23 protein-coding genes are annotated in these 24,923 nt (G+C 62.9%); 19 read left to right on the forward strand and 4 right to left on the reverse strand.

Going from position 1 to position 24,923, the window contains the following annotated elements; all coding sequences use genetic code 11:
• Position 1: 1 nt before the first annotated feature.
• The 10 genes from M0654_RS02795 (at position 2) to M0654_RS02840 (ending at position 9,882) form a co-directional block, all read left to right on the forward strand.
• Positions 2-889, forward strand: coding sequence for a branched-chain amino acid ABC transporter permease (locus tag M0654_RS02795; RefSeq protein ID WP_118850564.1), 888 nt, complete (start codon positions 2-4; stop codon positions 887-889).
• Positions 890-903: 14 nt separating this feature from the next.
• Positions 904-1,905, forward strand: coding sequence for a branched-chain amino acid ABC transporter permease (locus M0654_RS02800; RefSeq protein ID WP_248681736.1), 1,002 nt, complete (start codon positions 904-906; stop codon positions 1,903-1,905).
• A gap of 13 nt (positions 1,906-1,918) precedes the next feature.
• Positions 1,919-3,514 carry a GMC family oxidoreductase gene (locus M0654_RS02805; protein ID WP_248681737.1) on the forward strand — a complete coding sequence of 532 codons (1,596 nt, stop codon included), beginning with the start codon at positions 1,919-1,921 and terminating at the stop codon, positions 3,512-3,514.
• Positions 3,515-3,605: 91 nt separating this feature from the next.
• Positions 3,606-4,685, forward strand: coding sequence for an enoyl-CoA hydratase/isomerase family protein (locus tag M0654_RS02810; RefSeq protein WP_248681738.1), 1,080 nt, complete (start codon positions 3,606-3,608; stop codon positions 4,683-4,685).
• 21 nt (positions 4,686-4,706) lie between these two features.
• Positions 4,707-5,594 carry a 3-hydroxyisobutyrate dehydrogenase gene (gene mmsB, locus M0654_RS02815; RefSeq protein ID WP_248681739.1) on the forward strand — a complete coding sequence of 296 codons (888 nt, stop codon included), beginning with the start codon at positions 4,707-4,709 and terminating at the stop codon, positions 5,592-5,594.
• 258 nt (positions 5,595-5,852) lie between these two features.
• A complete protein-coding gene (locus tag M0654_RS02820) occupies positions 5,853-6,053 on the forward strand; it encodes a hypothetical protein (protein WP_248681740.1) in 201 nt (66 codons plus the stop codon).
• A gap of 43 nt (positions 6,054-6,096) precedes the next feature.
• Positions 6,097-7,086, forward strand: coding sequence for a thiosulfate ABC transporter substrate-binding protein CysP (cysP, locus tag M0654_RS02825; protein WP_248681741.1), 990 nt, complete (start codon positions 6,097-6,099; stop codon positions 7,084-7,086).
• 76 nt (positions 7,087-7,162) lie between these two features.
• Entirely contained in the window at positions 7,163-7,984 is an 822-nt protein-coding gene (cysT, locus tag M0654_RS02830; protein ID WP_118850559.1) for a sulfate ABC transporter permease subunit CysT, read from the forward strand.
• A gap of 3 nt (positions 7,985-7,987) precedes the next feature.
• Entirely contained in the window at positions 7,988-8,866 is an 879-nt protein-coding gene (cysW, locus tag M0654_RS02835; RefSeq protein WP_248681742.1) for a sulfate ABC transporter permease subunit CysW, read from the forward strand.
• On the forward strand, positions 8,863-9,882 hold the full coding sequence (locus M0654_RS02840; RefSeq protein WP_248681743.1) for a sulfate/molybdate ABC transporter ATP-binding protein: 1,020 nt from the start codon (positions 8,863-8,865) through the stop codon (positions 9,880-9,882). Before cysW ends, M0654_RS02840 begins: the two co-directional genes overlap by 4 nt.
• A 3-nt stretch (positions 9,883-9,885) precedes the next feature.
• Here M0654_RS02840 and M0654_RS02845 read toward each other — a convergent pair whose 3' ends face one another.
• From M0654_RS02845 to M0654_RS02855, 3 genes are all read right to left on the reverse strand, one after another.
• Positions 9,886-10,986 carry a DNA alkylation repair protein gene (locus M0654_RS02845; protein ID WP_248681744.1) on the reverse strand — a complete coding sequence of 367 codons (1,101 nt, stop codon included), beginning with the start codon at positions 10,984-10,986 and terminating at the stop codon, positions 9,886-9,888.
• A gap of 121 nt (positions 10,987-11,107) precedes the next feature.
• Entirely contained in the window at positions 11,108-12,544 is a 1,437-nt protein-coding gene (locus M0654_RS02850; protein WP_248681745.1) for an NAD-dependent succinate-semialdehyde dehydrogenase, read from the reverse strand.
• Positions 12,545-12,744: 200 nt separating this feature from the next.
• Complete coding sequence (locus tag M0654_RS02855; protein ID WP_118850554.1) at positions 12,745-13,920, reverse strand: acyl-CoA dehydrogenase; 1,176 nt, start codon at positions 13,918-13,920, stop codon at positions 12,745-12,747.
• Positions 13,921-14,031: 111 nt separating this feature from the next.
• Here M0654_RS02855 and M0654_RS02860 point away from each other — a divergent pair, with 111 nt between their 5' ends.
• Entirely contained in the window at positions 14,032-14,949 is a 918-nt protein-coding gene (locus tag M0654_RS02860) for a LysR family transcriptional regulator (RefSeq protein WP_248681746.1), read from the forward strand.
• A 4-nt stretch (positions 14,950-14,953) separates the two neighbouring features.
• On the opposite strand, the gene M0654_RS02865 is transcribed toward M0654_RS02860, so the two are convergent.
• Positions 14,954-16,381 carry an amidase gene (locus M0654_RS02865; RefSeq protein WP_248681747.1) on the reverse strand — a complete coding sequence of 476 codons (1,428 nt, stop codon included), beginning with the start codon at positions 16,379-16,381 and terminating at the stop codon, positions 14,954-14,956.
• 150 nt (positions 16,382-16,531) lie between these two features.
• On the opposite strand from M0654_RS02865, the gene M0654_RS02870 reads away from it, so the two are divergent.
• The 8 genes from M0654_RS02870 to M0654_RS02905 all read left to right on the forward strand — a co-directional run bounded on the left by M0654_RS02870 (position 16,532) and on the right by M0654_RS02905 (position 24,866).
• Positions 16,532-17,629 carry a LacI family DNA-binding transcriptional regulator gene (locus tag M0654_RS02870; protein WP_248681748.1) on the forward strand — a complete coding sequence of 366 codons (1,098 nt, stop codon included), beginning with the start codon at positions 16,532-16,534 and terminating at the stop codon, positions 17,627-17,629.
• The gene (locus M0654_RS02875; RefSeq protein WP_248681749.1) at positions 17,626-18,660 is read left to right on the forward strand and encodes an ABC transporter substrate-binding protein; all 1,035 of its coding nucleotides are present in this window, start codon (positions 17,626-17,628) and stop codon (positions 18,658-18,660) included. The genes M0654_RS02870 and M0654_RS02875 overlap by 4 nt, the downstream gene beginning before the upstream one ends.
• A 165-nt stretch (positions 18,661-18,825) precedes the next feature.
• Entirely contained in the window at positions 18,826-19,671 is an 846-nt protein-coding gene (locus tag M0654_RS02880) for an ABC transporter permease (protein ID WP_118850550.1), read from the forward strand.
• Positions 19,668-20,450, forward strand: a complete 783-nt coding sequence (locus M0654_RS02885; RefSeq protein ID WP_118850549.1) for an ABC transporter permease — start codon at positions 19,668-19,670, stop codon at positions 20,448-20,450. Before M0654_RS02880 ends, M0654_RS02885 begins: the two co-directional genes overlap by 4 nt.
• On the forward strand, positions 20,443-21,468 hold the full coding sequence (locus M0654_RS02890) for an ABC transporter ATP-binding protein (protein WP_248681750.1): 1,026 nt from the start codon (positions 20,443-20,445) through the stop codon (positions 21,466-21,468). The genes M0654_RS02885 and M0654_RS02890 overlap by 8 nt, the downstream gene beginning before the upstream one ends.
• A 3-nt stretch (positions 21,469-21,471) precedes the next feature.
• Positions 21,472-22,395 (forward strand): nucleoside hydrolase, encoded by a 924-nt coding sequence (locus M0654_RS02895; RefSeq protein ID WP_248681751.1) that lies wholly within the window; start codon positions 21,472-21,474, stop codon positions 22,393-22,395.
• Complete coding sequence (locus M0654_RS02900) at positions 22,392-24,179, forward strand: adenine deaminase (RefSeq protein ID WP_248681752.1); 1,788 nt, start codon at positions 22,392-22,394, stop codon at positions 24,177-24,179. Before M0654_RS02895 ends, M0654_RS02900 begins: the two co-directional genes overlap by 4 nt.
• Positions 24,180-24,188: 9 nt before the next feature.
• Positions 24,189-24,866 carry a phosphoribosyltransferase gene (locus M0654_RS02905; protein WP_248681753.1) on the forward strand — a complete coding sequence of 226 codons (678 nt, stop codon included), beginning with the start codon at positions 24,189-24,191 and terminating at the stop codon, positions 24,864-24,866.
• The last annotated feature ends 57 nt before the right edge of the window (positions 24,867-24,923 follow it).

Below are 24,923 nucleotides of genomic sequence, written 5' to 3' on the forward strand. Positions count from 1 at the left end.
TATGACGATGATCTTCGGCATCCCGTTGCAGGCGTTTCTCGGCCAGTTGCTGATCGGCCTGATCAACGGCTCCTTCTACGCTCTCCTGAGCCTTGGCCTTGCGGTCATCTTCGGCCTGTTGCGGGTGATCAACTTTGCCCACGGCGTGCAGTATATGCTGGGCGCCTTCGCGGCCATGCTGATGCTCCAGTATTTCGGCATCAACTACTGGTTTGCACTCATCCTGTCGCCGCTGGTGGTCGGCCTGTTCGGAGCGGTGATCGAGCGCTTCCTGCTGTCGCGGCTCTACAAACTCGACCATCTCTATGGACTGCTCTTCACCTTCGGCCTGGCGCTGACGCTCGAAGGCACATTCCGTTATCTCTATGGCGCGTCCGGCCAGCCATATGCCGTGCCGGCGCAGCTGGCGGGCGGCACCAATCTCGGCTTCATGTTCCTGCCGATCTATCGCGGCTGGGTCGTCGTCGTATCGCTGCTTGCCTGCATCGGCACCTGGCTGCTTATCGAGAAGACAAAGCTCGGCTCCTACCTGCGTGCCGCGACCGAAAATCCCGTCCTGGTGCAGGCCTTCGGCGTCAACGTGCCGGTGCTCCTTACCTTCACCTACGCGCTCGGTGCGGGGCTTGCCGCCTTTGCCGGCGTGCTTGCCGCACCCGTCTACCAGGTCTCGCCGCTGATGGGCTCGAACATCATCATCGTCGTGTTTGCGGTGGTCGTGGTGGGTGGCATGGGCTCGATCATGGGCGCCATCCTGACCGGCTACATGCTCGGCATCGCCGAAGGCCTCACCAAAGTGTTTTATCCGGAAGCATCCAACATTGTGATCTTCGTGATCATGGCGATCGTGCTTCTGCTCCGCCCAGCCGGCCTGTTTGGCCGGGATGCGTGAGGGAGGTGCATGAAATGAGTGACATGACCCATAGCAGCACCACGACAGTTCGCGCCGAACGATCGGCGACCGCATCGAAGACCTATGCTGCGTTCCTGATCCTCGGACTCGTCCTGCTCATCGTGGCGCCGGCCTTCTTCTACCCGATCTTCCTGATGAAGCTCCTCTGCTTCGCCTTGTTTGCCTGCGCTTTCAACCTGTTGCTGGGCTATACGGGCCTGCTGTCCTTCGGGCACGCCACGTTCTTCGGTGGTGCGGCCTATTTCAGCGCCCATGTGGTGAAGGAATGGGGTTTCCCGCCCGAACTTGGCGTGCTGACGGGCGTCGTAGGTGCGGCGGTGCTCGGCCTCATCATGGGCTTCTTCGCCATCCGCCGGCAGGGCATCTATTTCGCGATGATTACGCTCGCGCTATCGCAGATGTTCTTCTTCTTCTGCCTGCAGGCGGAATTCACCAAGGGCGAGGACGGCATCCAGTCGGTGCCGCGCGGGCACCTGTTCGGCTTCATCGATCTCAACAGCTCCACCAACATGTATTACTTCGTGCTGGCGGTGTTCGTGATCGGGCTCGTCATCATCTGGCGCTTCATCAACTCACCGTTCGGCATGATCCTGCGCTCGATCCGCGAGAACGAGCAGCGCGCCATCTCGCTTGGTTATTCGGTGGCCCGCTACAAGCTCGGCGCCTTCGTGATGTCGGCGGCGCTCGCAGGGCTTGCAGGCGGCACTAAGGCGCTCGTCTTCCAGTTCGCGACGCTGACGGATGTCGCCTGGCAGATGTCTGGCGAGGTGATCCTGATGACGCTTCTCGGCGGCATCGGCACGCTGATCGGCCCGATCTTCGGGGCCGGGCTGGTGGTGACGCTGCAGAACTACCTGGCGACCTCGCAATTCCCGGTCACCATCATTACCGGGATTGTCTTCATGGTGTGCGTCCTGGTGTTCCGCCGGGGCATCATAGGCGAATTCTACGCGTCGCGACTGGGCCGCAAACTCGGCTTCGAGCACAGGCACTGATCGGTCACGCAACATGGAAACCTACGACTACATCATCATCGGTGCGGGAAGCGCCGGCTGCGTGCTGGCCAACCGCCTCTCGGCTGACCCGCGCAACCGGGTGCTGCTGCTGGAGGCGGGCGGCAAGGACAATTACCACTGGGTGCATATCCCGGTCGGGTATCTCTACTGCATCAACAATCCGCGCACCGACTGGTGTTTCACCACCGAAAAGGAAGAGGGGCTGAACGGCCGATCGCTGTTTTACCCGCGCGGCAAGATCCTTGGCGGCTGTTCCTCGATCAACGGCATGATCTACATGCGCGGCCAGGCCCGCGACTACGATCTATGGCGGCAGATGGGCTGCACCGGCTGGGGCTGGGATGACGTCCTGCCGTATTTCAAGAAATCTCAGGACTTCTACCGTGGTGCGGACGAGATGCATGCGACGGGTGGCGAGTGGCGCGTGGAGAAATCACGGGTCCGCTGGGCGGTGCTCGACAGCTTCCAGAAGGCGGCCGAGGAAGCCGGCATCCCGATCATCGAGGATTTCAACCGCGGCAACAACGAAGGCTCTAGCTATTTCGACGTCAACCAGCGGTCCGGCATCCGCTGGAATACGGCGAAGGCTTTCCTCCGTCCGGCGATGAAGCGACCGAACCTGCGCGTGCTGGTGAAGGCGCATGTGCGTCGGCTCGTCGTTGAAGGCGGCGAGGTGAAGGGCGTCGAGTTCGTACAGGACGGCGTGACGAAGACGGCCTATGCGCAGCGCGAAACGGTACTGTCTGCTGGCGCCATCGGCACGCCGCACATCCTTGAACTTTCAGGCATCGGCCGCGGCGACGTGCTCGCCAATGCCGGCGTCGAGGTGGTCAAGGAAGTGAAGGGTGTCGGCGAGAACCTGCAGGACCACCTGCAGCTTCGCATGGTCTACAAGGTGACCGGCGTGCCGACCTTGAACGAAAAGGCGTCGCGCCTGCTCGGCAAGGCAGCAATCGGCCTGGAATATGCGATCCGCCGGTCGGGCCCGATGTCGATGGCACCAAGCCAGCTCGGCATCTTCACCCGGTCGGGGCCCAACAAGGAAACGCCGGACCTGCAGTACCACGTACAGCCGGTCTCGCTCGACAAGTTCGGCGACCCGTTGCATTTCTTCCCGGCGATGACGGCGAGCGTCTGCAACCTGCGCCCCGAGAGCCGCGGCTCGGTTCACCTGAAGAGCGCCGATTTCGCATCCGGCCCGGCGATCAAGCCGAACTACCTTTCGGCACCTGCCGACCGCGACGTGGCGGTGAAAGCGATCAAGCTGACGCGCGAGATCGTCAAGCAGCCGTCCTTCGCCCGCTATCATCCGGAGGAATACAAACCCGGCCCATCCTATGAGACGGATGCAGACCTGGAGCGGGCAGCCGGCGATATCGGCACCACCATCTTCCACCCCGTCGGCACGGCGCGCATGGGCGCCGATCCGGACAGCGTGGTCGATCCGCGGCTGAAAATGCGCGCCCTTGGCCGGCTGCGTATTGCCGATGCCTCCGTCATGCCCAACATCACCTCCGGCAACACGAACTCGCCCACCATCATGATCGCCGAAAAGGCGGCGGAAATGATTCTCGCGGACAACCGATGACTTGAATACTAGACTTGGCTCCTCATCCTGACCTTCGCCGCAAGCGGAGGAGGGGCAGATGGAAGTTGAATGCATGAAATGGGGAAATAGCATGCCGGAGACCGCGACACAGACGGATGAAGTGCTTCTGGACCGGGTGGGCTCCGCAGCCATAATCAGCCTCAACCGGCCAAAGGCGCTGAACAGCCTCAACCTGGCGATGGTGCGGGTTATGAAGGAAGCCATGGACCGCTTTGCGGCGGATCCGAACATCTCCTGCGTCATCCTGAAAGGCGAGGGGGAACGGGGGCTTTGCGCCGGTGGCGATATCCGCGTCATCCACGAGGCGGGCAAGGCGAAGGATCCCGATGTCACGCGCTTCTGGCGCGAGGAATTCCCCGTCAACTACATGATCTCACGCTATTCGAAACCCTATGTCGCGCTGATGGACGGCATCGTCATGGGCGGCGGTGTCGGCGTGTCCGCGCATGGCAAACATCGGGTGGTGACGGAGCGGACAAAGCTCGCCATGCCCGAAACCGGCATCGGTTACGTTCCGGATGTCGGCGCCACCTGGCTGCTTCCCCGCGCGCCGGGCGAGGTCGGGACATGGATGGGCCTGACCGGCGAGGTGGTCGGTCCGGCGGATGCAATCTATGCCAATCTTGCCGATGCCTGCGTGTCGTCGGAGCGGCTATCTGAACTGGTCGAGGCGCTGGGCCGCTTGCCCGGCGGTGCCTCGGATGACGCCGTGCGCCAGACGATTGATGGGTTTGCTATTTCACCGGGTGAGAGCAGTCTCGAATCCAATCGCCCCCTAATCGACCGCGCCTTCGGCCATGATACGGTCGAGGAGATCGTCGCGACACTGGAACGAGAAACCGGCGAGTTTGCCACCAAGACGCGCGAGCTGGTCGCCAAGCGGTCGCCCACCAGCCTGAAGCTGACTTTGCGGATGCTGCGCCTCGGGCGCCAGAGCTCCAGCCTCGTGGAGTGCCTTGAGCGTGAGTTCGCGGTCGGATCCGAAATCCTGCGCAACCATGATTTCTACGAGGGCGTGCGCGCCGCGATCATCGACAAGGATCGCAATCCGAAATGGTCGCCAGCTCGGCTCGAAGAGGTCGTTGATGCAGATCTCGATCGGTATCTGGCGGTCAGACATCCGGCGCTGTTTCCGGATCACCGGTTATAACCAGCCAACAGGGAGGGGAAGATGACCAAGATTGCTTTCGTAGGTCTCGGCAACATGGGTGGGCCTATGGCGGCCAACCTGGTGAAGGCCGGTCATGACGTGCGCGGGTTCGACCTTTCGGAAGCCTCCGTCCAGGCTGCCGCGGCAAGCGGAGTAAACGCGGCGTCTTCGCTCTCCGAAGCCGTCCGTGACGCCGATTGCGTCATTACCATGCTGCCGAAGGGCCAGCACGTGATCGCGGTCTGGAGCGACCTGACGACGCTTCTGCCCGAAGGCACGCTGGTGATCGACTGCTCGACGGTGGATGTGGAAAGTGCGCGCAAGGCGCATCAACTGGCGGGCGCCATGAACTGCGTGTCGCTCGATGCCCCGGTCTCCGGCGGCACGGGCGGGGCAACCGCCGGCACCCTTACCTTCATGGTGGGCGGGTCGGAAAAGGCCTTTGCCGCCGGCAGGCCGATCCTCGAGGCGATGGGCAAGAAGATCGTCCACTGCGGTGGGGCGGGTGCTGGCCAAGCGGCCAAGATCTGCAACAACATGATCCTCGGCATCTCGATGATCGGCGTTTGCGAAGCCTTCGGGCTCGCCGAAAAGCTCGGGCTTTCGCACCAGGCTCTGTTCGACGTCGCCTCGACATCGTCCGGCCAATGCTGGTCGCTTACCACCTATTGTCCGGTGCCCGGCCCGGTGCCGACATCGCCCGCCAACAACGATTACAAGCCGGGATTTGCCGCGGCCCTGATGCTGAAGGACCTGATGCTGTCGCAGGAGGCATCCCGGCAATCGGGTGCAGCAACGCCGCTTGGCCAACATGCTGCCGAGCTCTATGCCGAGTTTGAAAAGGCCGGCCATGGCGGCGATGACTTTTCCGCCATCATCCACATGCTGAGGGAAAAAGCGGGTACCTGAGCCCTTGCAGGCAAGCCGTTTAGCCACGCCGGTAGCCCGGCATGGTTGGGGAGTGGGGCAGGCAGTGGCATTGGGGTAGAAGGTAGATCTTGGTCTGCCTGCCCCGATCGCTTCCTGCGGTCTTTCGGGACTTGTCAATTCCCGTCCGACAACATCACGACCATCACCGGAACCGAGCCTTGGACCCGAGGAGGCAGCCGGTTCGCGACCCGGTTCCCCTTCCGATGACGCGGACATTGTCGCGCCTTCTCTAGGGGCGTGAATGAAAATCGCGAAGCCGGCGGCGAAGCCGCTGACTTCAAACGCGTTTATTTTTCCGGCACCAAAAAACTTCCACGTTCCTGGTCAAAAATGATGGGTGCAACGGCGGAAGAAGAAAATACCGCGAATCAGTCCGCCCATGGGCAAATGTTCTACTGGCGTGAGGCGCCGCGCAGACGGGTTCCTCGCGCCCGATGAGGCGAGCCTGTAGTTTCCGGTCAACTCAGATCCGGAGACCTACATGAACCGCCTTCTCATTCTCGGTACAGCCATCGCCGCGCTCTTCGTGACGCCGGCGATGGCGCAGGAGCAGAAGCAGAAGCTTCTCAACGCATCCTATGACGTTGCGCGCGAGCTTTTCGTTTCCGTCAACGAAGCCTTCGTCAAGAGCCATCCGGGCGTCACCATCGACCAGTCGCATGCCGGCACGTCCAAGCAGGCACGTTCGATCGTCGAAGGTCTGGAAGCCGATGTGGTGACCTTCAACCAGTCCACCGACGTCGATTTCCTCGTCAAGCAGGGCTTTGTTTCGGACAACTGGACCTCGGAATTCCCGAACAATGCCTCGCCCTTCTATTCCTTCCCGTCCTTCCTGGTGCGCGCCGGCAACCCAAAGAACATCAAGGATTGGGGCGATCTGGCCCGTGACGACGTAAAGGCGGTCTTCCCGAACCCGAAGACCTCCGGCAACGCACGCTACACCTATCTCGCCGCCTATGCCTGGGCCAAGGAAGCCTACCAGGGCGACGAAGAAAAGATCGAAGCCTACATCACCAAGGTCTTCAACAACGTTCCGGTGTTCGACACCGGGGGCCGTGCATCCACGACGACCTTTGTCGAGCGCCAGACCGGCGACGTGCTGATCACCTTCGAATCTGAGACGCGCGGCATTGCCAAGCAGTATGGTGCAGACAAGGTGGAGGGCGTCATTCCTTCCGTCAGCCTGCTTGCGGAGTTCCCGGTCGCGGTTGTTGACAAGGTTGCCAAGAAGCACGGCACCGAAGAGCTTGCGAAGACCTATCTCGACTTCCTCTACACGGAAGAAGGCCAGCGCATTGCCGCCCAGTTCGGCCATCGCGTCAACAACGAGAAGGTCGCCGCCGAATTCAAGCAGGAGTTCCCCGAGATCCGCCTCGTGAAGGTTGAAGACACCTTCGGCGGCTGGGCAAAGGTTCAGTCCGAACACTTCGCTTCGGGTGGCACCCTCGACAAGCTCTACGGCAGCCGCTAACTCCACCTACATCACCGTTGATCCGACCCGGTGGGCTTTTGTCCGCCGGGTTTGGACGTAAAAGGAAAGTGCTGGCTTGAGACGGAATGTCTTGCCCGGATTGCGCCTGTCGCTTGGCGTGACGCTGTTTTATGTCGGGCTGATCGTGGTCCTGCCGCTGGCGGCACTTGCCTTCAAGGCGGCGAGCCTCGGGCCGGCGGACTACTGGCGTATCGTGTCTTCCGACCGCGCGCTCGCCAGCTATCAGGTCACGGTGCTGTCGGCCTTTGGCGCCACGCTCTTCAACCTGTTCTTCGGGCTCGCACTTGCCTGGGTTCTGACCCGCTACAGCTTTCCCGGAAAACGCCTTGTCGACGCCATGGTCGACCTGCCGTTTGCGCTGCCGACGGCGGTGGCCGGCATAGCGCTCACCGCACTGTTTTCCGCCAATGGCTGGTTCGGCTCGATCCTGGAGCCGCTCGGGATCCGCGTCGCCTATACGCCGATCGGCATCATGATCGCCATGTGCTTCACCTCGCTGCCGTTCATCGTTCGCACGGTGCAGCCGGTGCTGGAGGATCTGGATCCGGCGCTCGAAGAGGCGGCCCAATCTCTGGGCGGATCGGACTGGACGATCTTCCGCAAGGTCATCCTGCCGCTGCTCACCCCGGCATTGCTTGCCGGGGTCTCGCTGTCCTTTGCGCGCAGCCTTGGCGAATTCGGCGCCATCATCTTCATTGCCGGCAACCAGCCGATGTCGACGGAGATCACCGCGCTGCTGATCTTTATCCGTCTGGAGGAATACGACTATCAGGCCGCCGCGGCGATCGCCTCGGTGCTGCTCATCACCGCCTTCGTGATGCTTGGCGTCACCAACTGGCTGCAGGCGCGTGCCCTGCGCTACACGGCGAGGGGCTGATCCATGAGCAGGCTCAACACACATCGCAAGCCACCGCGCGTCGGCGACCAGCCGCTCTTCCGGCGCCTGCTGATCGGCGTCGTCCTGGTTCTCGTGGCGCTGATCATTGTTGCGCCTCTCGTCATCATCGGCGTCGAAGCGTCTGCGAAGGGCTGGGCGGTCTATCGCGACACGATCATCCATCCGGACACCCGTCACGCGATCATGCTGACGGTGCTGGCCGCGCTCGTGGCCGTGCCGGTCAATACGGCCTTCGGCATCGCCGCAGCCTGGGCAATCACCAAGTTCGATTTCTGGGGCAAGCGCTTCCTGCTGGTGCTGATCGAGATCCCGTTCTCGGTCTCGCCGATTGTTGCCGGTGTCGCCTATCTCTTCGTTTATGGCCTGCAGGGCATCTTCGGGCCGACGCTTGACGCCTGGGACATCAAGATCCTGTTTGCGATCCCGGGCATCATCCTGGCGTCGATGTTCGTCACGGCACCCTTCGTTGCCCGCGAGCTCATTCCGCTGATGCAGGCGCAGGGGCGCGATCTGGAGGAGGCGGCGACCTCGCTCGGTGCGTCCGGCTGGCGCACCTTCTTCTCGGTAACGCTGCCGAACGTCAAATGGGCGCTGCTTTACGGCGTCATCCTCTGCAACGCCCGCGTCATGGGCGAGTTCGGAGCCGTGTCGGTCGTCTCCGGTAATATCCGCGGCCAGACGAACACGCTTCCGCTGCATATCGAGCTTCTCTATCACGACTACCAGGCGACCGGCGCCTTCGCCTCCGCCTCCATCCTGGCGACCATCGCCGTCCTTACCATCATCGCCAAGGTGGCGCTGGAGCGCCAGGGCGCGGGCCGTGTGCGGCCGCAAGCCAAACCCGCGGAGAGCAATTCATGAAGATCCGCCTCGACCACGTCGTCAAAACGTTCGAGACCTTCCGCGCCGTGCGCGATGTCTCGCTGGAGATCGAAAGCGGCGAACTCGTCGCGCTGCTCGGGCCGTCCGGCTCCGGCAAGACGACCATCCTGCGCATGGTCGCCGGCCTCGAATATTCTGATGGCGGGCACATCTATTTCGGCGATCAGGATGCGACCGACATCCCGGTGCGCGATCGCGGCGTCGGCTTCGTGTTCCAGCATTACGCGCTTTTCCCGCATATGACGGTGGCCCAGAACATTGCCTTTGGCATGAAGGTGTCGAAGGTGAAGCGCGAGAAGGCGGCGATCGATGCGCGTGTGAGCGATCTCCTGCGGCTGGTGCGGCTGGAAGGTCTCGGAGACCGGTTCCCGGCGCAGATTTCTGGCGGGCAGCGGCAGCGCGTGGCGCTGGCCCGTGCGCTTGCGGTCGATCCCAAGGTTCTGCTGCTCGACGAACCGTTCGGGGCGCTGGACGCAAATGTACGGCGGGACTTGCGCCGCTGGCTGCGCGAGATCCATTCCGAACTCGGCATCACGACCCTTTTCGTGACCCACGACCAGGAAGAGGCGCTCGATCTGGCTGACCGGGTGGTGATCCTGAAGGACGGGCAGATTGTGCAGCAGGGCACGCCGGAAGAGGTGTGCCGCGATCCGCAGTCGGCTTTCGTGATGAAGTTCCTGGGCGATGCCAATGTGATTGCCGCCGAAGTGCGCGACGGCAAGGCCTACGCCAGCGGTGCCGCGATCGAGGTGGTGGGCCTCGCGGATGGCAAGGCTGAGCTTTATGCGCGCCCGGCAGATCTCGACTGGTCGCTGCAGGGGCCCGGCATTCCGGCAAGCATCACCCGCGTGCTGGATCGTCCCGATGGCCGGCGCGTGCTCGCCACGGCCGAAACCGGCGAGCATCTGGAATTCGACGTCGAGCCGGAACGGGTGGTGAAGGCCGGCGATGGCGGCTTCGTGACCCTGCGCAGGGCGAAAGTGTTTGCGGTCTGAGGTTCAGCCCAGCAGTTCGAACGCGCCTTCCGCCAGCACCTCGCCATTGATGATGAGCTCCACTGCATGCCGACCGGGATAATGCACCCGGGTGGTGAAGTCGCGGATGGCACGGCTGATCGACAGTTCCACGGCTGCACCGGGCGCCAGTTCCAGTTCCTTCCACTTGAAGACCTTCTTCGAGGTGCCGCCGGCCTTCTTGACGTAGTGGACCGCGTAATCGATCACCAGCTTCTGCGGGTTCGAAGCGGTCGACACGAGGCGGGCCGTGATCTTTACCGAGCCGCCGAGTTGCATCGATGACGGTGTGACCGTGAATGCCTCGACCGTCACCTCGGCCTTGTCGCCGGCGCCTAGGACGTGGAGCGCCCGTGGATCACCCTTCTTGACCAGCGTGCGCAACGCCTGGCGCATGATCCATGCGGTGCGGGCATCCTCCCTGTCCCAATGGGCGATCTTGTCGAACACCCAATCGGGATGATCCTTGGTGATGTCGTTCAGATGGTTGGCGACCGACTTGCGGACGTAGAGGCTCGGATCGCTTTTCAGGTTCTCCAGGATTGGTGCGACGGGCGAGGGGTCGGCCAGCAGTTCCTTCAGTTGGAATGACCAGGGCAGGCGCGGGCGGCAGCCTTCACTCGCAAGCCGGCGAACATGTTCGTTCTCGTCGGTCGACCAACGCTCCATCACCTTCAGCGAGCGTGACAGGTCCTTGAGGAGGAAGTGGCGCACCGCAAATTCGGAGGAACCGAACCGGGTGAAGAAGGCCAGCGCATCCATCGACAGGTCGAAATGGTCCTGGCCGTAGAGCGCCACATATTCCGGCAGCACGATGGACGCGAAGTTGTGGTTGATGCGCGGCGCCAGTGCCCGCAGGATTTCGAGATTGGTGGCAAAACCGCCGGGCAGCGTGGCATGGAAGGTGACCGCAACCTGTCGCAGCCGCTGCATGATGCTCATAGCCTCGAGATCAACCGTGGCAAGCGCCAGGAAGCGACCACTGTCGAAACCCGGATGAACATCGGCGGTCTCAAGGGCAAAATGCTCCAGCCGCGCGTGGTTGAAGATTTCCTTCAGGAGAGGTGCAGCGTCTGCCTCGGCCATGCTTGTCGCCCCATGTTCACCCTTTGTTTCAATAGATAACCTGAGAATGAGTGGCAGGCAAAGAAAAACCGCCGGAGGAGCTCCGGCCGTTCCGATAGTTCACAAGAATGAAGCTGACGGATCAGTTCATCTGGGTGACGTACTTGGTTTCGAGATAGGCTTCGACGGCTTCCGATCCACCTTCGGTGCCGTAGCCCGAATCCTTGATGCCGCCGAACGGGACTTCCGGAAGCGCCAGACCATTGTGGTTGATGGTGAGCATGCCGGCTTCCACCTGGCGACCGAGCGCGTGTGCCGTCTTTACCGAACCGGTGAAGGCGTAGGATGCAAGGCCGAACGGCAGGCGGTTTGCTTCCTCGATCGCTTCTTCATAATGTGAGAAGCGGTTGATGATGGCGAGCGGGCCGAAGGGCTCCTCGTTCATCATCTTGGCCGAGGTCGGTACGTCGGCGATCACGGTCGGCTCGAAGAAGTAGCCCTTGTTGCCGATGCGCTTGCCGCCCGTCTTCACTTCTGCACCCTTGGCCACGGCGTCATGGATCATGTCTTCCATGACCGGGATGCGGCGCTCGTTGGCGAGCGGCCCCATGGTGACGCCGTCTTCCAGGCCGTTGCCGACCTTGATGGCCTGCGTTGCCTTGACGAAACCTTGGGTGAAGCGGTCGGCGATGCCTTCCTGGACGAGGAAGCGGGTCGGCGCGACGCAAACCTGGCCAGCGTTGCGGAACTTGGCCGCTGCGGTGACTTCGATTGCCTTTTCGAGATCGGCATCATCGAAGATCATCACCGGCGCGTGGCCGCCGAGTTCCATCGTGGCGCGCTTCATGTACTTGCCAGCGAGCGCTGCGAGATGCTTGCCGACCGGCGTGGAGCCGGTGAAAGAAATCTTGCGGATGACCGGATGGGCGATGAGGTATTCGGAAATTTCCGCCGGAATGCCGTAAACGAGGTTGACGACACCTGCCGGGACGCCGGCATCCACGAAGGCGCGGATGAGTTCGGCTGGCGAGGCGGGGGTTTCTTCCGGTGCCTTGACGATGATCGAGCAGCCGGTGGCGAGTGCCGCCGACAGCTTGCGGACAACCTGGTTCAGCGGGAAGTTCCACGGCGTGAAGGCCGCGACCGGGCCAACCGGCAGCTTGATTGCCATCTGCGAAACGCCGGTGAAGCGGGCCGGGATGATCTGGCCGTAGGTCCGGCGAGCTTCTTCGGCAAACCAGTCGATCGTATCGGCAGCGCCCATGACTTCCATTTTGGACTGCGCCAGCGGCTTGCCCTGTTCGCGCGTCATCATGTAGGCGATGTCGTCAACGCGGGCGCGCAGCAGGTCGGCTGCCTTGCGCATCAGCTTGGAGCGCTCGAAGGGCGAGGTGTCGCGCCAGACTTTGAAGCCCTTGTCTGCTGCCTCAAGCGCCAGGTCGAGATCGGCCTTTCGCGCATGGGCGATCTTGCCGATGACTTCTTCGGTGGCCGGATCGATGACCGGAAGGGTCTCGCCGCCGATGGCATCACGCCATTCGCCGTTGATGAGGAGCTTGACGTCGGGATAGGTCTGCATGGGGTCCACTTTCGTTTCTGAAGGTGCAGAAGGGCAGCATGCGCCGCCGCGAATGGGAGGGAGGTTCCGGCCCCTGAGTTAGGTGATCTCACCGCCACAATCAACCGCAAGGCACAAGAAGAAAAAGGCCCGGCGCGCTGGAAGCGGCCGGGCCAGGTCTCAGGTCAGAGGGGAGGACCTGGATCAGAAAGTGGCTGGTCTCAGAAGAACGCCTGGATGCCGGTCTGGGCGCGGCCGAGGATCAGCGCATGAACGTCATGCGTGCCTTCGTAGGTGTTGACCGTTTCCAGGTTCTGCGCGTGGCGCATGACGTGGTATTCGATCTGGATGCCGTTGCCGCCGTGCATGTCACGGGCCTGGCGAGCGATGTCGAGCGCCTTGCCGCAGTTGTTGCGCTTGACGATCGAGATCATTTCCGGCGCCATCTTGTGGGCGTCCATCAACTGGCCGACGCGCAGCGAACCCTGCAGGCCGAGCGTGATTTCGGTCATCATGTCGGCGAGCTTCTTCTGGTAAAGCTGCGTGCCGGCGAGCGGCTTGCCGAACTGCTTGCGGTCGAGGCCATACTGGCGCGCCCGGAACCAGCAGTCTTCAGCCGCACCCATGACACCCCAGGAAATGCCGTAGCGGGCGCGGTTGAGGCAGCCGAACGGACCCTTGAGGCCCGACACGTTCGGCAGCAGCGCATCTTCACTGACTTCGACGCCGTCCATGACGATTTCGCCGGTGATGGACGCGCGCAGTGACAGCTTGCCACCGATCTTCGGAGCCGACAGGCCCTTCATGCCCTTTTCGAGCACGAAGCCGCGGATTTCGTTGTTGTGGGCTTCCGACTTTGCCCAGACGACGAAGACATCGGCGATCGGCGCGTTGGAGATCCACATCTTGGAGCCGCGCAGGCGGTAACCGCCTTCGATCTTTTCGGCGCGGGTCTTCATGCCGCCCGGATCGGAGCCGGCATCCGGCTCGGTGAGGCCGAAGCAGCCGATGAGTTCACCGGAAACAAGGCCCGGAAGATACTTCTTCTTCTGCTCGTCGGAGCCGTAGGCGAAGATCGGGTAGATGACGAGCGAGGACTGCACGCTCATCATGGAGCGGTAACCGGAGTCGATGCGCTCGATTTCGCGGGCAACGAGGCCGTAGGCGACGTAGGAAGCGTTCGCTGCGCCGTATTCTTCCGGCAGGGTAACGCCGAGCAGGCCGGTCTGGCCCATCAGCTTGAAGAGGCCAGGATCGGTCGACTCTTCGAGATAGGCTTCCTCGATGCGCGGCAGGAGTTCGGACTTGGCGAAGGCGGCAGCCGCGTCGCGGATCATCCGCTCATCTTCGCTCAACTGGTCGTCGAGCAGGAAAGGATCGTTCCAGGAAAAAGCCACGGCAGTTCTCCGCTTCAAATTAGGTCGTTGAGGGTTGAAGGAATTATCTCCGGCATGGGCCGGAGAGCAAGCACCGTTTACTCAATCTGCCATGATCTATAGTAATAAGCCATGGCCAGCCTTTCCCGACGTTTGCTTCCCTCCACCTCTGCGCTTGCAGCCTTTGATTCCGTAGCACGGCTCGGCAGCTTTTCAGCCGCAGCCGAGGAGCTTTCCCTGACCCAAGGCGCGATCAGCCGGCAGGTTTCCGGGCTTGAGGAGCAGTTGGGCATCCTGCTTTTCGACCGCACCAGCCGCGGCGTGATGCTGACGGCAGCCGGGGCGGATTATGCCAAGGCGATTGCCGCGGCGCTGAGCCAGATCCGCTCCGCCTCGCTGCAGGCAATGACCAAACAGCATAGCGACCAGCTGAACCTCGCGATCCTGCCGACCTTCGGCACGCGATGGTTGATGCCGCGGATCCCGCAATTCGTGGCGCGCCATCCGGAGATCACGCTGAATTTCGCAACCCGCATCGGCACCTTCGACTTCGACCGCGAGGGTATCGATATGGCGATCCATGTCGGACAGCCGGATTGGCCGGGGGCGGAATCCACCTTCCTGATGGAGGAGATGGTGGCACCGGTCTCTTCGCCCGCCTTCCTCAAGGCGCATCCGATCAAGAAGGGCCAGGACCTGCTGCACCTGCCGCTGCTGCACATGGCCTCGCGCCCCGGCGCCTGGGCCCACTGGTTCGAGAGCCTTGGCATCTCGGCGACGCCGTCGGAGGGGATGCGCTTCGAGCAGTTCGGCAACGTGGCGCAGGCCTGCATTGCAGGGCTTGGCGTCGCCTTGATGCCGCTTTTCCTGATCGACTCGGAGCTGGCGAGCGGCCAACTGGTGGAAGCCTTTCCGCACCAGGTGCGCAGCCCGAGCGCCTATTACGCGGTGGCGCCGGTCAGCAAGAAGGATTTCCGACCGGTCATGGCGTTCCGGGCCTGGCTGCTCGAAGAAGTCGGCCGCTACGGCGAGGAAGTGGTCGGCTGGTAGCGGCTCAAAGCTTCGGCCGCCGGTTCAGCCAGTCGGTTGCATTTTCATAAGCCAGCGCCAGGTCCAGCACCGCCTTGTCGGCACGCGGTCTGCCGATGATCTGGATGCCGTTCGGCATGCCTTCGCTGTTGAAACCGGCGGGCATGGCGGCGACGGGCAGACCTGCCATCGAGGCCGGAATCACCACCTCCATCCAGCGATGGTATGTGTCCATGGTCCGGCCACCGACCTCCTTCGGCCAATGCGTGTCGGCATCGAAGGGGAATACCTGGGCTGAGGGCAGGACGAGGTAGTCATAGCGCTCGAACAGGGTCAGCAGGTATTTGTACCAGGCGCTGCGCCGCTTTGAGGCCAAGTGCACCTCGCGGCCGGTCATGTCGAGCCCGCGCTCAATCTCCCAAATGATCTCGGGCTTCATCAGCGCGCGTTTGGCCGGGTCATCATAACTGTCGCGCATGCCGTTTGCCGTCAGCCAGCTGCGCAGCGTCGTCCATGACTGCCAGACATCGGCCATGTCGTAATCCGGAATGACCGTTTCCACCGTGCAGCCGATGCTCTCGAAGACGGGGAGGGCGGTTTGGCAAAGCTCCAGCACGCCAGGATCGAACGGAAGGTAGCCGCCAAGGTCGCCAAGCCAGGCGATGCGGGCGCCCGAGAAGTCGCGGCCCCGTTCCGGCATCAGGTCTTCGGCCGGAAGGGAATGCGGGTCGCGCGGGTCATATCCGGCCTGGGTCATCAGCAGGGCCGCGGTATCTTCCACAGTGCGGCCCATGGGGCCCAGCACGGACAGTTGGCCCATGAAAAGCTCGAGCTTTTGCGACACCGGGATGCGACCGTAGCTTGGCCGGAAGCCGATGACATTGTTGAAGGCGGCCGGGTTGCGCAGCGACCCCATCATGTCGCTGCCATCGGCGATCGGCAGGAGATGGGCGGACAGCGCTGCCGCCGCGCCGCCGCTCGAGCCGCCGACGGTCTTCGTAAGGTCGTAAGGGTTTCGGGTTACGCCATGCACCGGATTGTAGCTTTGCGAGCCGAAGCCGTGTTCGGGCGTATTCGTCTTGCCGATGATGATGGCGCCGGCGGCACGGATTCGCTCCACCATGATCTCGTCTTCCTTCGGCACGAAATCGGCAAAGATCGGCGAGCCATAGGTGCAGCGCAGATCCTTGACCTCGCAGAGGTCCTTGATGGCGATCGGCATGCCGTGCATCCAGCCGCGAGAGGAACCGGCCGTGAGCTCAGCATCGCAGGCTGCGGCTTCGGCGAGCAGCGAGTCGCTGTCCCGTATGTTCACAATTGCGTTAACGCTAGGGTTGAGACGCTCGATCCGGGCCAGATATGCCCCCATCACCGCGGTTGCGGAGAGCCGGCAATCATGGATTGCGCGCGACAGTTCTGTTGCCGAAAGTTGTGTAATTTCTGCATGCTGCATGCTGTCTCTCCTCCGCGATGCAGCCAGTTCCGACGCAGCGTCCCGAATAGTCAGTGGTTGACCTTGAATAAGGTGTGACTTCGTGCTGATTCGACTCGACATTGAAGTTTGATCAAACTATTCTGCTTAAACGTTTAAGCAGAGATGGCGATGGCGAACGTCCGGCCTGGAGCAAATATGAGCGCGATTGCGGCAGCCCTTGGGGTGTCGGCAGCGACCGTGTCCAATGCGCTTTCGGGCAAGGGGCGCGTGTCGCCGGAACTTGTCCAGCGGGTACGGGCCAAGGCGGCGGAGGTGGGCTACGTGCCGAGCCTTGCGGCCCGCGCGCTACGCACCGGACGCACCGGCGTCCTCGGCCTCGTCCTGCCCGATATCTCAAATCCTCTCTTCCCGCAGATTGCCCAGGCGATCGAGAATGCGGCGGCCAATGTCGGTTACGGCGTGCTGATCGCCGACTCCCGCGGCGATATCGCCACCCAGACGGAAGCCATCAATCGCCTGATCGAACGCGGTATCGATGGCATGCTGATCGTGCCCCGTCGCGGCACCCGGATTTCGGATGTCGGCTGCCCCGTTGCGGTGCTCGACACGCCGTCGACGCCAGGCAACACCGTTTCTGCCGATCATTGGGACGGCGGCATGCAGGTCGGCCGTTATCTCGCCTCGCTTGGCCACCGGAAGGTCCTGATCATCGGTCGCAGCCCGACGTCGAACGTGCAGAGCGACCGCATTGGCGGCGTAAAGTGTGGCCTTGGTTCCAAGGTCGAATGCGATACGCTGTGGTCGGAAAAGGTCGAGGAAATCCACGGCCCGAACTGCATGCTGGGTCTTGCCGAACGGGCCGCCCAAGGGTTTACCGCCTTTGCCGCACTCTCCGATCTCCTGGCGCTTCGGGCGCTGACGGAGTTGCAGCATGCCGGCATCTCCGTGCCGGACATGGTGAGTGTCAGCGGCTTTGATGATTCCATCTGGTCTTCGGTCGTCTCGCCGTCGCTCACCACGGTGCGCCAGGACATGGCGACCGTTGCCGATCTTGCCATTGCCGCGCTGATGCGGGTGATCGAGGCTGATGCGGACGCGGATGATGCCGCCGCCGCCAAGGTGACGTCCGATCCCGATCGCGTACCCATGCAGCTTCTTGTCCGACAGTCCACCGGTGCGCCGAAAACCGCGGTGCCGGGGGCTACCGCCTTCCATCCGCATGCCCGCCACCCGAACAATTCGACAGCAGGAGAGGTCAAGCAATGAACAAGGTCATTCTCGCATCGGGCACCGCCCTTATGCTCACCGCCATGGCGGCGCTCAGCCCTGCCACGGCGCAGGACAAGACGCTGACCATCTCGGTCTATGCGTTGTCGCAGGATGAGTACAAGGAGATCGTCTACGATCCCTTCCAGGAAATCTGCGGCTGCAAGCTGGTTGTCGAGACCGGCAACAGCGTCGAGCGCCTTGCCAAGATGGAGGCCAACAAGGCCAACCCGGTCATCGACATGGCCGTTGTCTCCATGGCCGATGCCCTGTCTGCCGCACGTGCGGGCCTGATCGACAAGATCGACACCGCCAAGCTTGAGAACTTCAACAAGCTCTATGACATCGCCAAGGATCCGAACGGCGATGGCATGAGCATCGGCTACACCTTCTACGCCACCTCGATCGCCTATCGTTCCGACAAGATGAAGATCGAGTCCTGGGCCGACCTGCTGAAGCCGGAATATGCAAGCCACATCGCCTGGCCGAACGTCACCACCAACCAGGGCCCGCCGGCGCTCTACATGCTGGGCCAGGCGCTCGGCAAGGACACGCCGGATCTCTCAGCCGCCATTGAAGCCGTTGGCGACAAGAAGGACGAGATTGTCACCTTCTATGAAAAGTCCTCGCAGCTCGTGCAGTTGATGAAGCAGGAAGAAATCTGGGCCGCGCCGATCGGCCGCTTCACCTGGGCACCCTTCACCAAGCTCGGCCTGCCAGTTGAGTGGGCAACGCCGAAGGAAGGCCAGACGGGTGGCATGAACGTGATGATCATGCCGAAGGGCGGCAAGAATGCCGAACTTGCGTTGCAGTTCATGGACTTCTGGCTCTCCACCGAGGTGCAGACCAAACTTGCCGAGAAGTTCATCGACAGCCCGGCCAACAAGGACGTGAAGGTTTCTGAAGAGGTCGCCAACAACCTGACCTATGGCGAAGAAACCGCCAAGAGCCTGAAGCTCATCCCCTCCGCCGTGGCGCTCGACAACCGCGCCGGCTGGATCAAGAGCTGGAACGAGAAGGTCGGGCAGTAAGCTTGAACTGAAATTGTAGCCCCCTCATCCGCCTGCCGGCACCTTCTCCCCGCCGGGGAGAAGAGCGATCGCCACTCTTCTTCCCCTTCAGGGAGAGGGTGGCCTAGCAAAGCGGAGGCTGGTTGAGGGGGCACATGGCACTACAAAGAACGGAGACCATCACCAATGTTCCAAAACCGGGCCGAAGCGCTTGCACTCGCGCTTCCTGCTGCGATCTTCGCGGCGGCGGTCTTTCTTGTGCCGGTGGTGATCCTGCTGTCGGACGGGTTCCGCAACCCGACGGGCGGCTGGTCTGTCTCTGCCTATATCGAGTTCTTTTCCAACCCGCTGAACCAGGCGGTCTTCCTGCGCACGCTGAAGCTCGGCGCGCTGGTGACGGTGACGGCGGCCGTGATCGGCTACGCGGCGGCGTTCGCGATCGTCAACCTAGAGCCCGGCATGAAGGGCAAGGTGACGGGGCTTGTCGTGCTGCCGCTGATGATCTCGCCGGTCGCGCGCACCTATGCCTGGATCGTCATCCTCGGCCGCACCGGCATCGTCAACGAGGCCTTCCAGGCGCTCGGCCTGACGCAGGCGCCGCTGCGCATCCTGTTTTCCGAAACGGCGATCTTCATCGGCCTGCTGCAACTGTTCCTGCCGCTGATGATCATCTCGCTGATTTCGGCGCTTGAAAACATGCCGAAGGACGCAGTTCCCGCGGCACGCGTTCTCGGCGCCAACTGGTTGCAGGTGTTCTGGAAGGTGATCCTGCCGCTCACCAAGGAGGGGCTCGTCATCGGCGGGACGCTGGTCTTCACCGGCTGCCTGACTGCCTATATCACGCCCGCCATTCTCGGCGGCTCCAAGGTGCTGATGCTGGAAACGCTGCTTTACCAGCAGGTCTCGGTCTCCAACAACTTCGTGGCGGCGAGCGTCATCGCCTTCATCCTGATCGCAATGAGCTTTGCTGCAAACATTCTCCTGAAGCGCGTCGCAACGGCCCGCAACAAGCAGAGGAGGGCGGCCGCATGACGGCACAACGCCTCTTCATCCCGTTCATCCTCTTCCTGGTGATCGCCTTCCTGATCGGGCCGTTCCTGATCATCGTGGCGGCCTCCTTCTCGGCAGGCGAAACTTTGGCCTTCCCGCCGCAGGGCTTTTCGCTGCGCTGGATCGCCAAGGTCTTCACGGTGGAAAGTTTCCGGGCCTCCTTCGGCATGTCGATGTTCCTCGCCATCGGCGGGACGGCGGCAGCGCTGATCCTCGGCATCCCGGCGTCCTATGCGCTGTCGCGCTACAAGCTTCCGGGCGCCGAGATTGTGCGGACGGTGGTCTCGGCACCGATCATCGTGCCGGGCATCATCGTTGGCCTGGCGCTCTTGCGCTACATCGTCGTGCCCTTCCAGGTCGGCATCACGCTGGCGCTGTTCCTGGCACATACCGCACTGGTGCTGCCCTATGCGGTGCGGGTGGTTTCGGCGAGCCTTGAAAATCTGCGCTCCGACATCGAGGAAGCGGCGGTGCTGCTCGGGTCCTCGCGGCTTGGCGCCTTCTTCCGCGTGGTGATGCCGAACATCCGCGGCGGCATCCTGTCCGCCTTCATCCTCGGCTTCGTCACCTCCTTCAACCAGGTGCCGGTGTCACTCTTCCTGTCGGGCCCGGGCGTGCGCACCATGCCCATCGACATGATCGCCTACATGGAGATCGTGTTCGATCCGTCGGTTGCCGCCCTGTCCTCGCTGCTCGCCTTCATGTCCATCGGCATTGTCTTTGCCGCCGAACGTTTCCTTGGATTTTCCCGTTATGTCTGATGCGTCCTACCTTTCCCTCAGCAAGCTGACGCTTGCCTACGGCGACACGCCCGCCGTGCCGGATCTTGATCTCGATATCCGCAAGGGTGAGCTGATCGCGCTGCTCGGGCCGTCCGGCTGCGGCAAGACCACGACCATGCGCGCGATCGCCGGCCTGATGCCGGTAAAATCCGGCCGCGTCAGCCTCGACGGGGCCGACATTACCCGCGTGCCGGCCAACAAGCGTGCCGTCGGCCTCGTCTTCCAGTCCTACGCGCTTTTCCCGCACCTGACAGTCTATGAGAACGTCGCCTTCGGCCTGAAGCTGAAGGGCATGCGCGGCAACGAACTCGACGCAAAAGTGCAGTCCGGTTTGAAGTCGGTCGGGCTTTCCACGTTCGCCAATCGCCGCCCGGCCGAGTTGTCAGGTGGCCAGCAGCAGCGCGTGGCGCTCGCCCGCTCCATGGTGATGGAGCCGAAGGTGCTGCTGCTCGACGAGCCGCTCTCGAACCTCGACGCACGTCTGCGTCTGGAAATGCGCACCGAGTTGCAGCGCGTCCAGAAGGAAACTGGCGTGACGATGATCTTCGTTACCCACGACCAGGCCGAAGCGTTGGCGCTCGCCGACCGGATCGTGGTGATGAAGGCCGGCAAGATCGAGCAGATCGGTTCGCCGGAGGACATCTACAGCCGTCCTACCTCGTCCTTCGTGGCCGACTTCGTTGGCTTCGAGAACATCTTCCAACTCGATCAGGGCAAGCTCAAGACGAGCGCCGGCCTGGTCGACCTCTCCAGCCAGGCCCCTTCAGCGGCGGGCCTGGCATGGCGGCCGCGTATGGTGACCCTTGGGTCAGGTCCTTATCGGGGCACCGTGCGCGGCACATCCTTTGCTGGCGACAGCCGTGAATACCTGCTCGACACGAAACTTGGTCCGATCAAGGCCGAGGTGGACGCGAGCCAGCCGGCGCATGCACTGGGTGCAGAACTCGCCTTCGACCTTCCGGTCGAACGGGCCGCGCTTCTTTCGAGGTTCGGCTGAGCCATGGCCATCTGGATCGACACGGACATGGGCTTTGACGACATCGCCGCGATCATGGTCGCGGCGCATGCGGGCCTGTCCATCGAAGGTGTGTCGCTTGTCTTCGGCAATGCGCCGCTGGCGCGCGTCCGCAGCAATGCCGCGGGCGCTGCCTCCGCCTTCGTCTGGCCGTTCCCGATCCACGCTGGACGCGAAATGCCGGTCCTGGGCCGGCTCGAAACCGCAACCCATGTGCTGAGCGATGCTGGCATGCCGAGTGCAGGCAAACATTTGCCCGAGGCCGAAGAGACTTTTAGCGCTGATGCTTTCGAGGCGCTGTGCGCCTGGCTCGAAAAGGGCGAAGGCGAGCGCCGCATCCTGGCGCTCGGTCCGCTCACCAATATTGCCGCCGTTGCCCTGGCCCGGCCGGATCTTGCAGCAAGGATCACCGACCTCACCTGGATGGGTGGCGGGGTGACGAGCGGCAATCATACCGCATCCGCAGAATTCAACGCCTTTGCTGACCCGGAGGCGCTGGCGATCGTGCTGGCGCAGAAGATCCCGTTCCGGATGATCGATCTCGACCTTTGCCGCCAGGTTGTGTGCAGCCCCGAGGATGTTGTCCCGGTGCGGCAAGCAGGCGGGCGCAATGCCGAGCTGTTGGGGGATCTGCTCGCCGGCTTCGTGGCAATTGCCACCAAGAGCGGCCGCCCGGCCATGGCGCTTTATGATGCGGTTGCCGCCGTTGCCTTCGCTCATCCGGAGCTTGTGGCGTGGCGGGAAGCCAGGATCGACGTGGAACTTGGCGGCACGCTGACCCGTGGCCGGACGGTGGTGGAGGTGCGTCCCGGGCGCGGGACGTTCAATGCGTCCTTTGGCGCGACGATCGATGCGGCGAAGGCGAAGACAATCATTCTTGAGACATTGCGGGCGGAGGCAAGTTGGTGAGGAACATCATTAAGACGGTGCAGGAGTTCACCGAGCCGGCTTTCCGGGACAGGGCTGTCACGGCGGCACGTGGAGACGGGCCGTTCGACATCCTGATCAAGGGCGGGACGCTGGTTGACGTCGTGACCGGCGAACGACGGGCGGCCGATGTCGGGCTGGTCGGGCCGCTGATTGCGAGCGTCCATGAAGCCGGTTCACGGTCCGATGCGGCCGAGATCATCGATGCCACCGGTACCTTCCTGTCGCCTGGCCTCATCGATACGCACATGCATGTCGAAAGCTCGATGGTGACGCCGGCGACCTATGCCGGCGCGGTGCTGCCGCGCGGCGTAACCACCGTGGTCTGGGATCCGCATGAATTCGGCAACGTGCACGGCGTGGAGGGGGTCGCCTGGGCACTGGAAGCGGTAAAGCCGCTGCCGCTTCGCGCCGTTGTGCTGGCGCCGTCCTGCGTGCCCTCGGCACCGGGCCTGGAAGTTGCCGGCGCAGATTTCGATGCCGCGATCATCGAGGAGATGCTGTTCTGGCCGAAGATCGGCGGGCTCGCCGAAGTGATGAACATGCGCGGTGTAATTTCCCGCGAACGTCGCATCAGCGACATCGTGCAGGCGGCGCTCGTGTCCGAAAAGCTGGTCTGCGGCCACGCCCGCGGCCTGACCGGACCGAATCTCGCCGCCTTCATCACCGCCGGCGTCACCTCCGACCATGAGCTCGTGTCGGGTGATGATCTGATGGAGAAGCTGCGGGCGGGCCTGACGATCGAGCTCCGCGGCTCTCATGACCACCTTCTGCCGGAATTCGTCGAAACGCTGAACCGGCTCGGACATCTGCCATCGACCGTGACGCTCTGCACCGACGACGTCTTCCCGGATGACCTCGTTGCGGGCGGCGCGCTCGATGATGTCGTGCGCCGGCTGGTGCGTTACGGCATGAAGCCCGAATGGGCGCTGCAGGCGGCGACGCTGAATGCAGCGGTGCGCATCGGCCGCGCCGACCTTGGCCTCATCGCTGCCGGACGTCGCGCCGATATCGTCCTCTTCGAGGACCTTGAGAATTTCCGTGCGCGCCAGGTGATCGCCAGCGGTACGCCGATCGCCAAGTCCGGCGAGATGACCGTGGAACTGCGCGCGACCGACCCTTCGCTGCTCGAAGGTTCGGTCAAGCTTGCGCCGCTGACGCCTGAGGACTTCAAACTCAAGAGCAGCGGCAAGAGGGTTCGGATCGCGACGATCGATCGTCCGCGATTCACTCAGTGGGGGCAAACGGATGCGGATGTCGTCGATGGTTTTGTGGTACCCCCGGAGGGCACGACGTTGATCGCCGTGACCCACCGCCACGGCCGCGCCGACACCCGCACCCGTCTTGGGTTCCTGACCGGCTGGGGCACGTGGAAGGGTGCGTTCGCTACCACGCTGGCCCATGACAGCCACAACCTCACGGTGTTCGGCTCCGATCCCGTCGACATGGCGGCGGCCGCCAATGCCGTGATCAAGGCAGGCGGCGGCATGGCCGTCGTCATCGGCGGCAAGGTGGTGGAGCTTCTTCCGCTGCCGCTTTCGGGCCTCGTCTCCGACGCGCCGATGGAAAAGGTCGCGGAAGGCTTCCGCGCCATCCGTTCGGCCATGGACAAGGTCGTCGAGTGGCAGCCGCCTTACCTGATCTTCAAGGCCTGCTTCGGGGCAACGCTTGCCTGCAACCTCGGCCCGCACCAGACCGATCGGGGCATTGCCGACGTGGTGACCGGCAAGGTGATGGAAACACCGATCCTGGACGTGCTGGAATAGGGGAAGCCGATGCAGCCGCATGAATTCTGGCAGGAGGTTCATCCGGCCGATACATTCGCGACCTCCGGACCCTTTTCCGGTTTCTATCCGGCCGTGCTGGACGACGGCAGGCAGATCCGCCTGCCGATCCGGCCGCTGGCGGACGGTGAGCATGCGCTGGCATCGCTCATCATCAACCAGGCGAGCTTTGATGTTCAGGATGCGCTGGCCGCCAGCCTTGCGCCCAAGCTGGCCGCGTTTCGCCCGGAAGTGATCGTCGGCCTGCCAACGCTGGGGCTGACGCTTGCCGCCGCCGTTGCCCGCTATCTCGGATTTGCGCGTTATGTGCCGCTCGGTACCTCGCGCAAGTTCTGGTACGAGGAAGAGCTTTCCGTGCCGCTTTCTTCCATCACCACGCCCGAGCAACAGAAGCGGCTTTATGTCGATCCGCGCATGCTGCCGCTGATCCAGGGCAAGCGCGTGGCGCTGGTGGATGACGTGATCTCGAGCGGTACCTCGATCGTCTCGGGCTTGTCGCTGATGCGGTCGCTCGGCATCGAGCCCGTGGTGGTAGGCGCGGCGATGCTGCAGTCGGAGCGCTGGCATGACAAGCTCGACCGGGTCGGGCCGGAATGGCGCTCGCACGTCGTCGGCGTATTCAGGACACCGCTCCTATCGCGGGCAGGCGAGGGCGCCTGGACTGCCTGAGGATGGCGCCATGCCGTTTTGGTCTTGCAGATGGGGTCGCGTCGATTAGGATCGGCG

The sequence above is a fragment of the Neorhizobium turbinariae genome (genome assembly GCF_023223505.1).
Taxonomy (GTDB): Bacteria; Pseudomonadota; Alphaproteobacteria; order Rhizobiales; family Rhizobiaceae; genus Neorhizobium; species Neorhizobium turbinariae.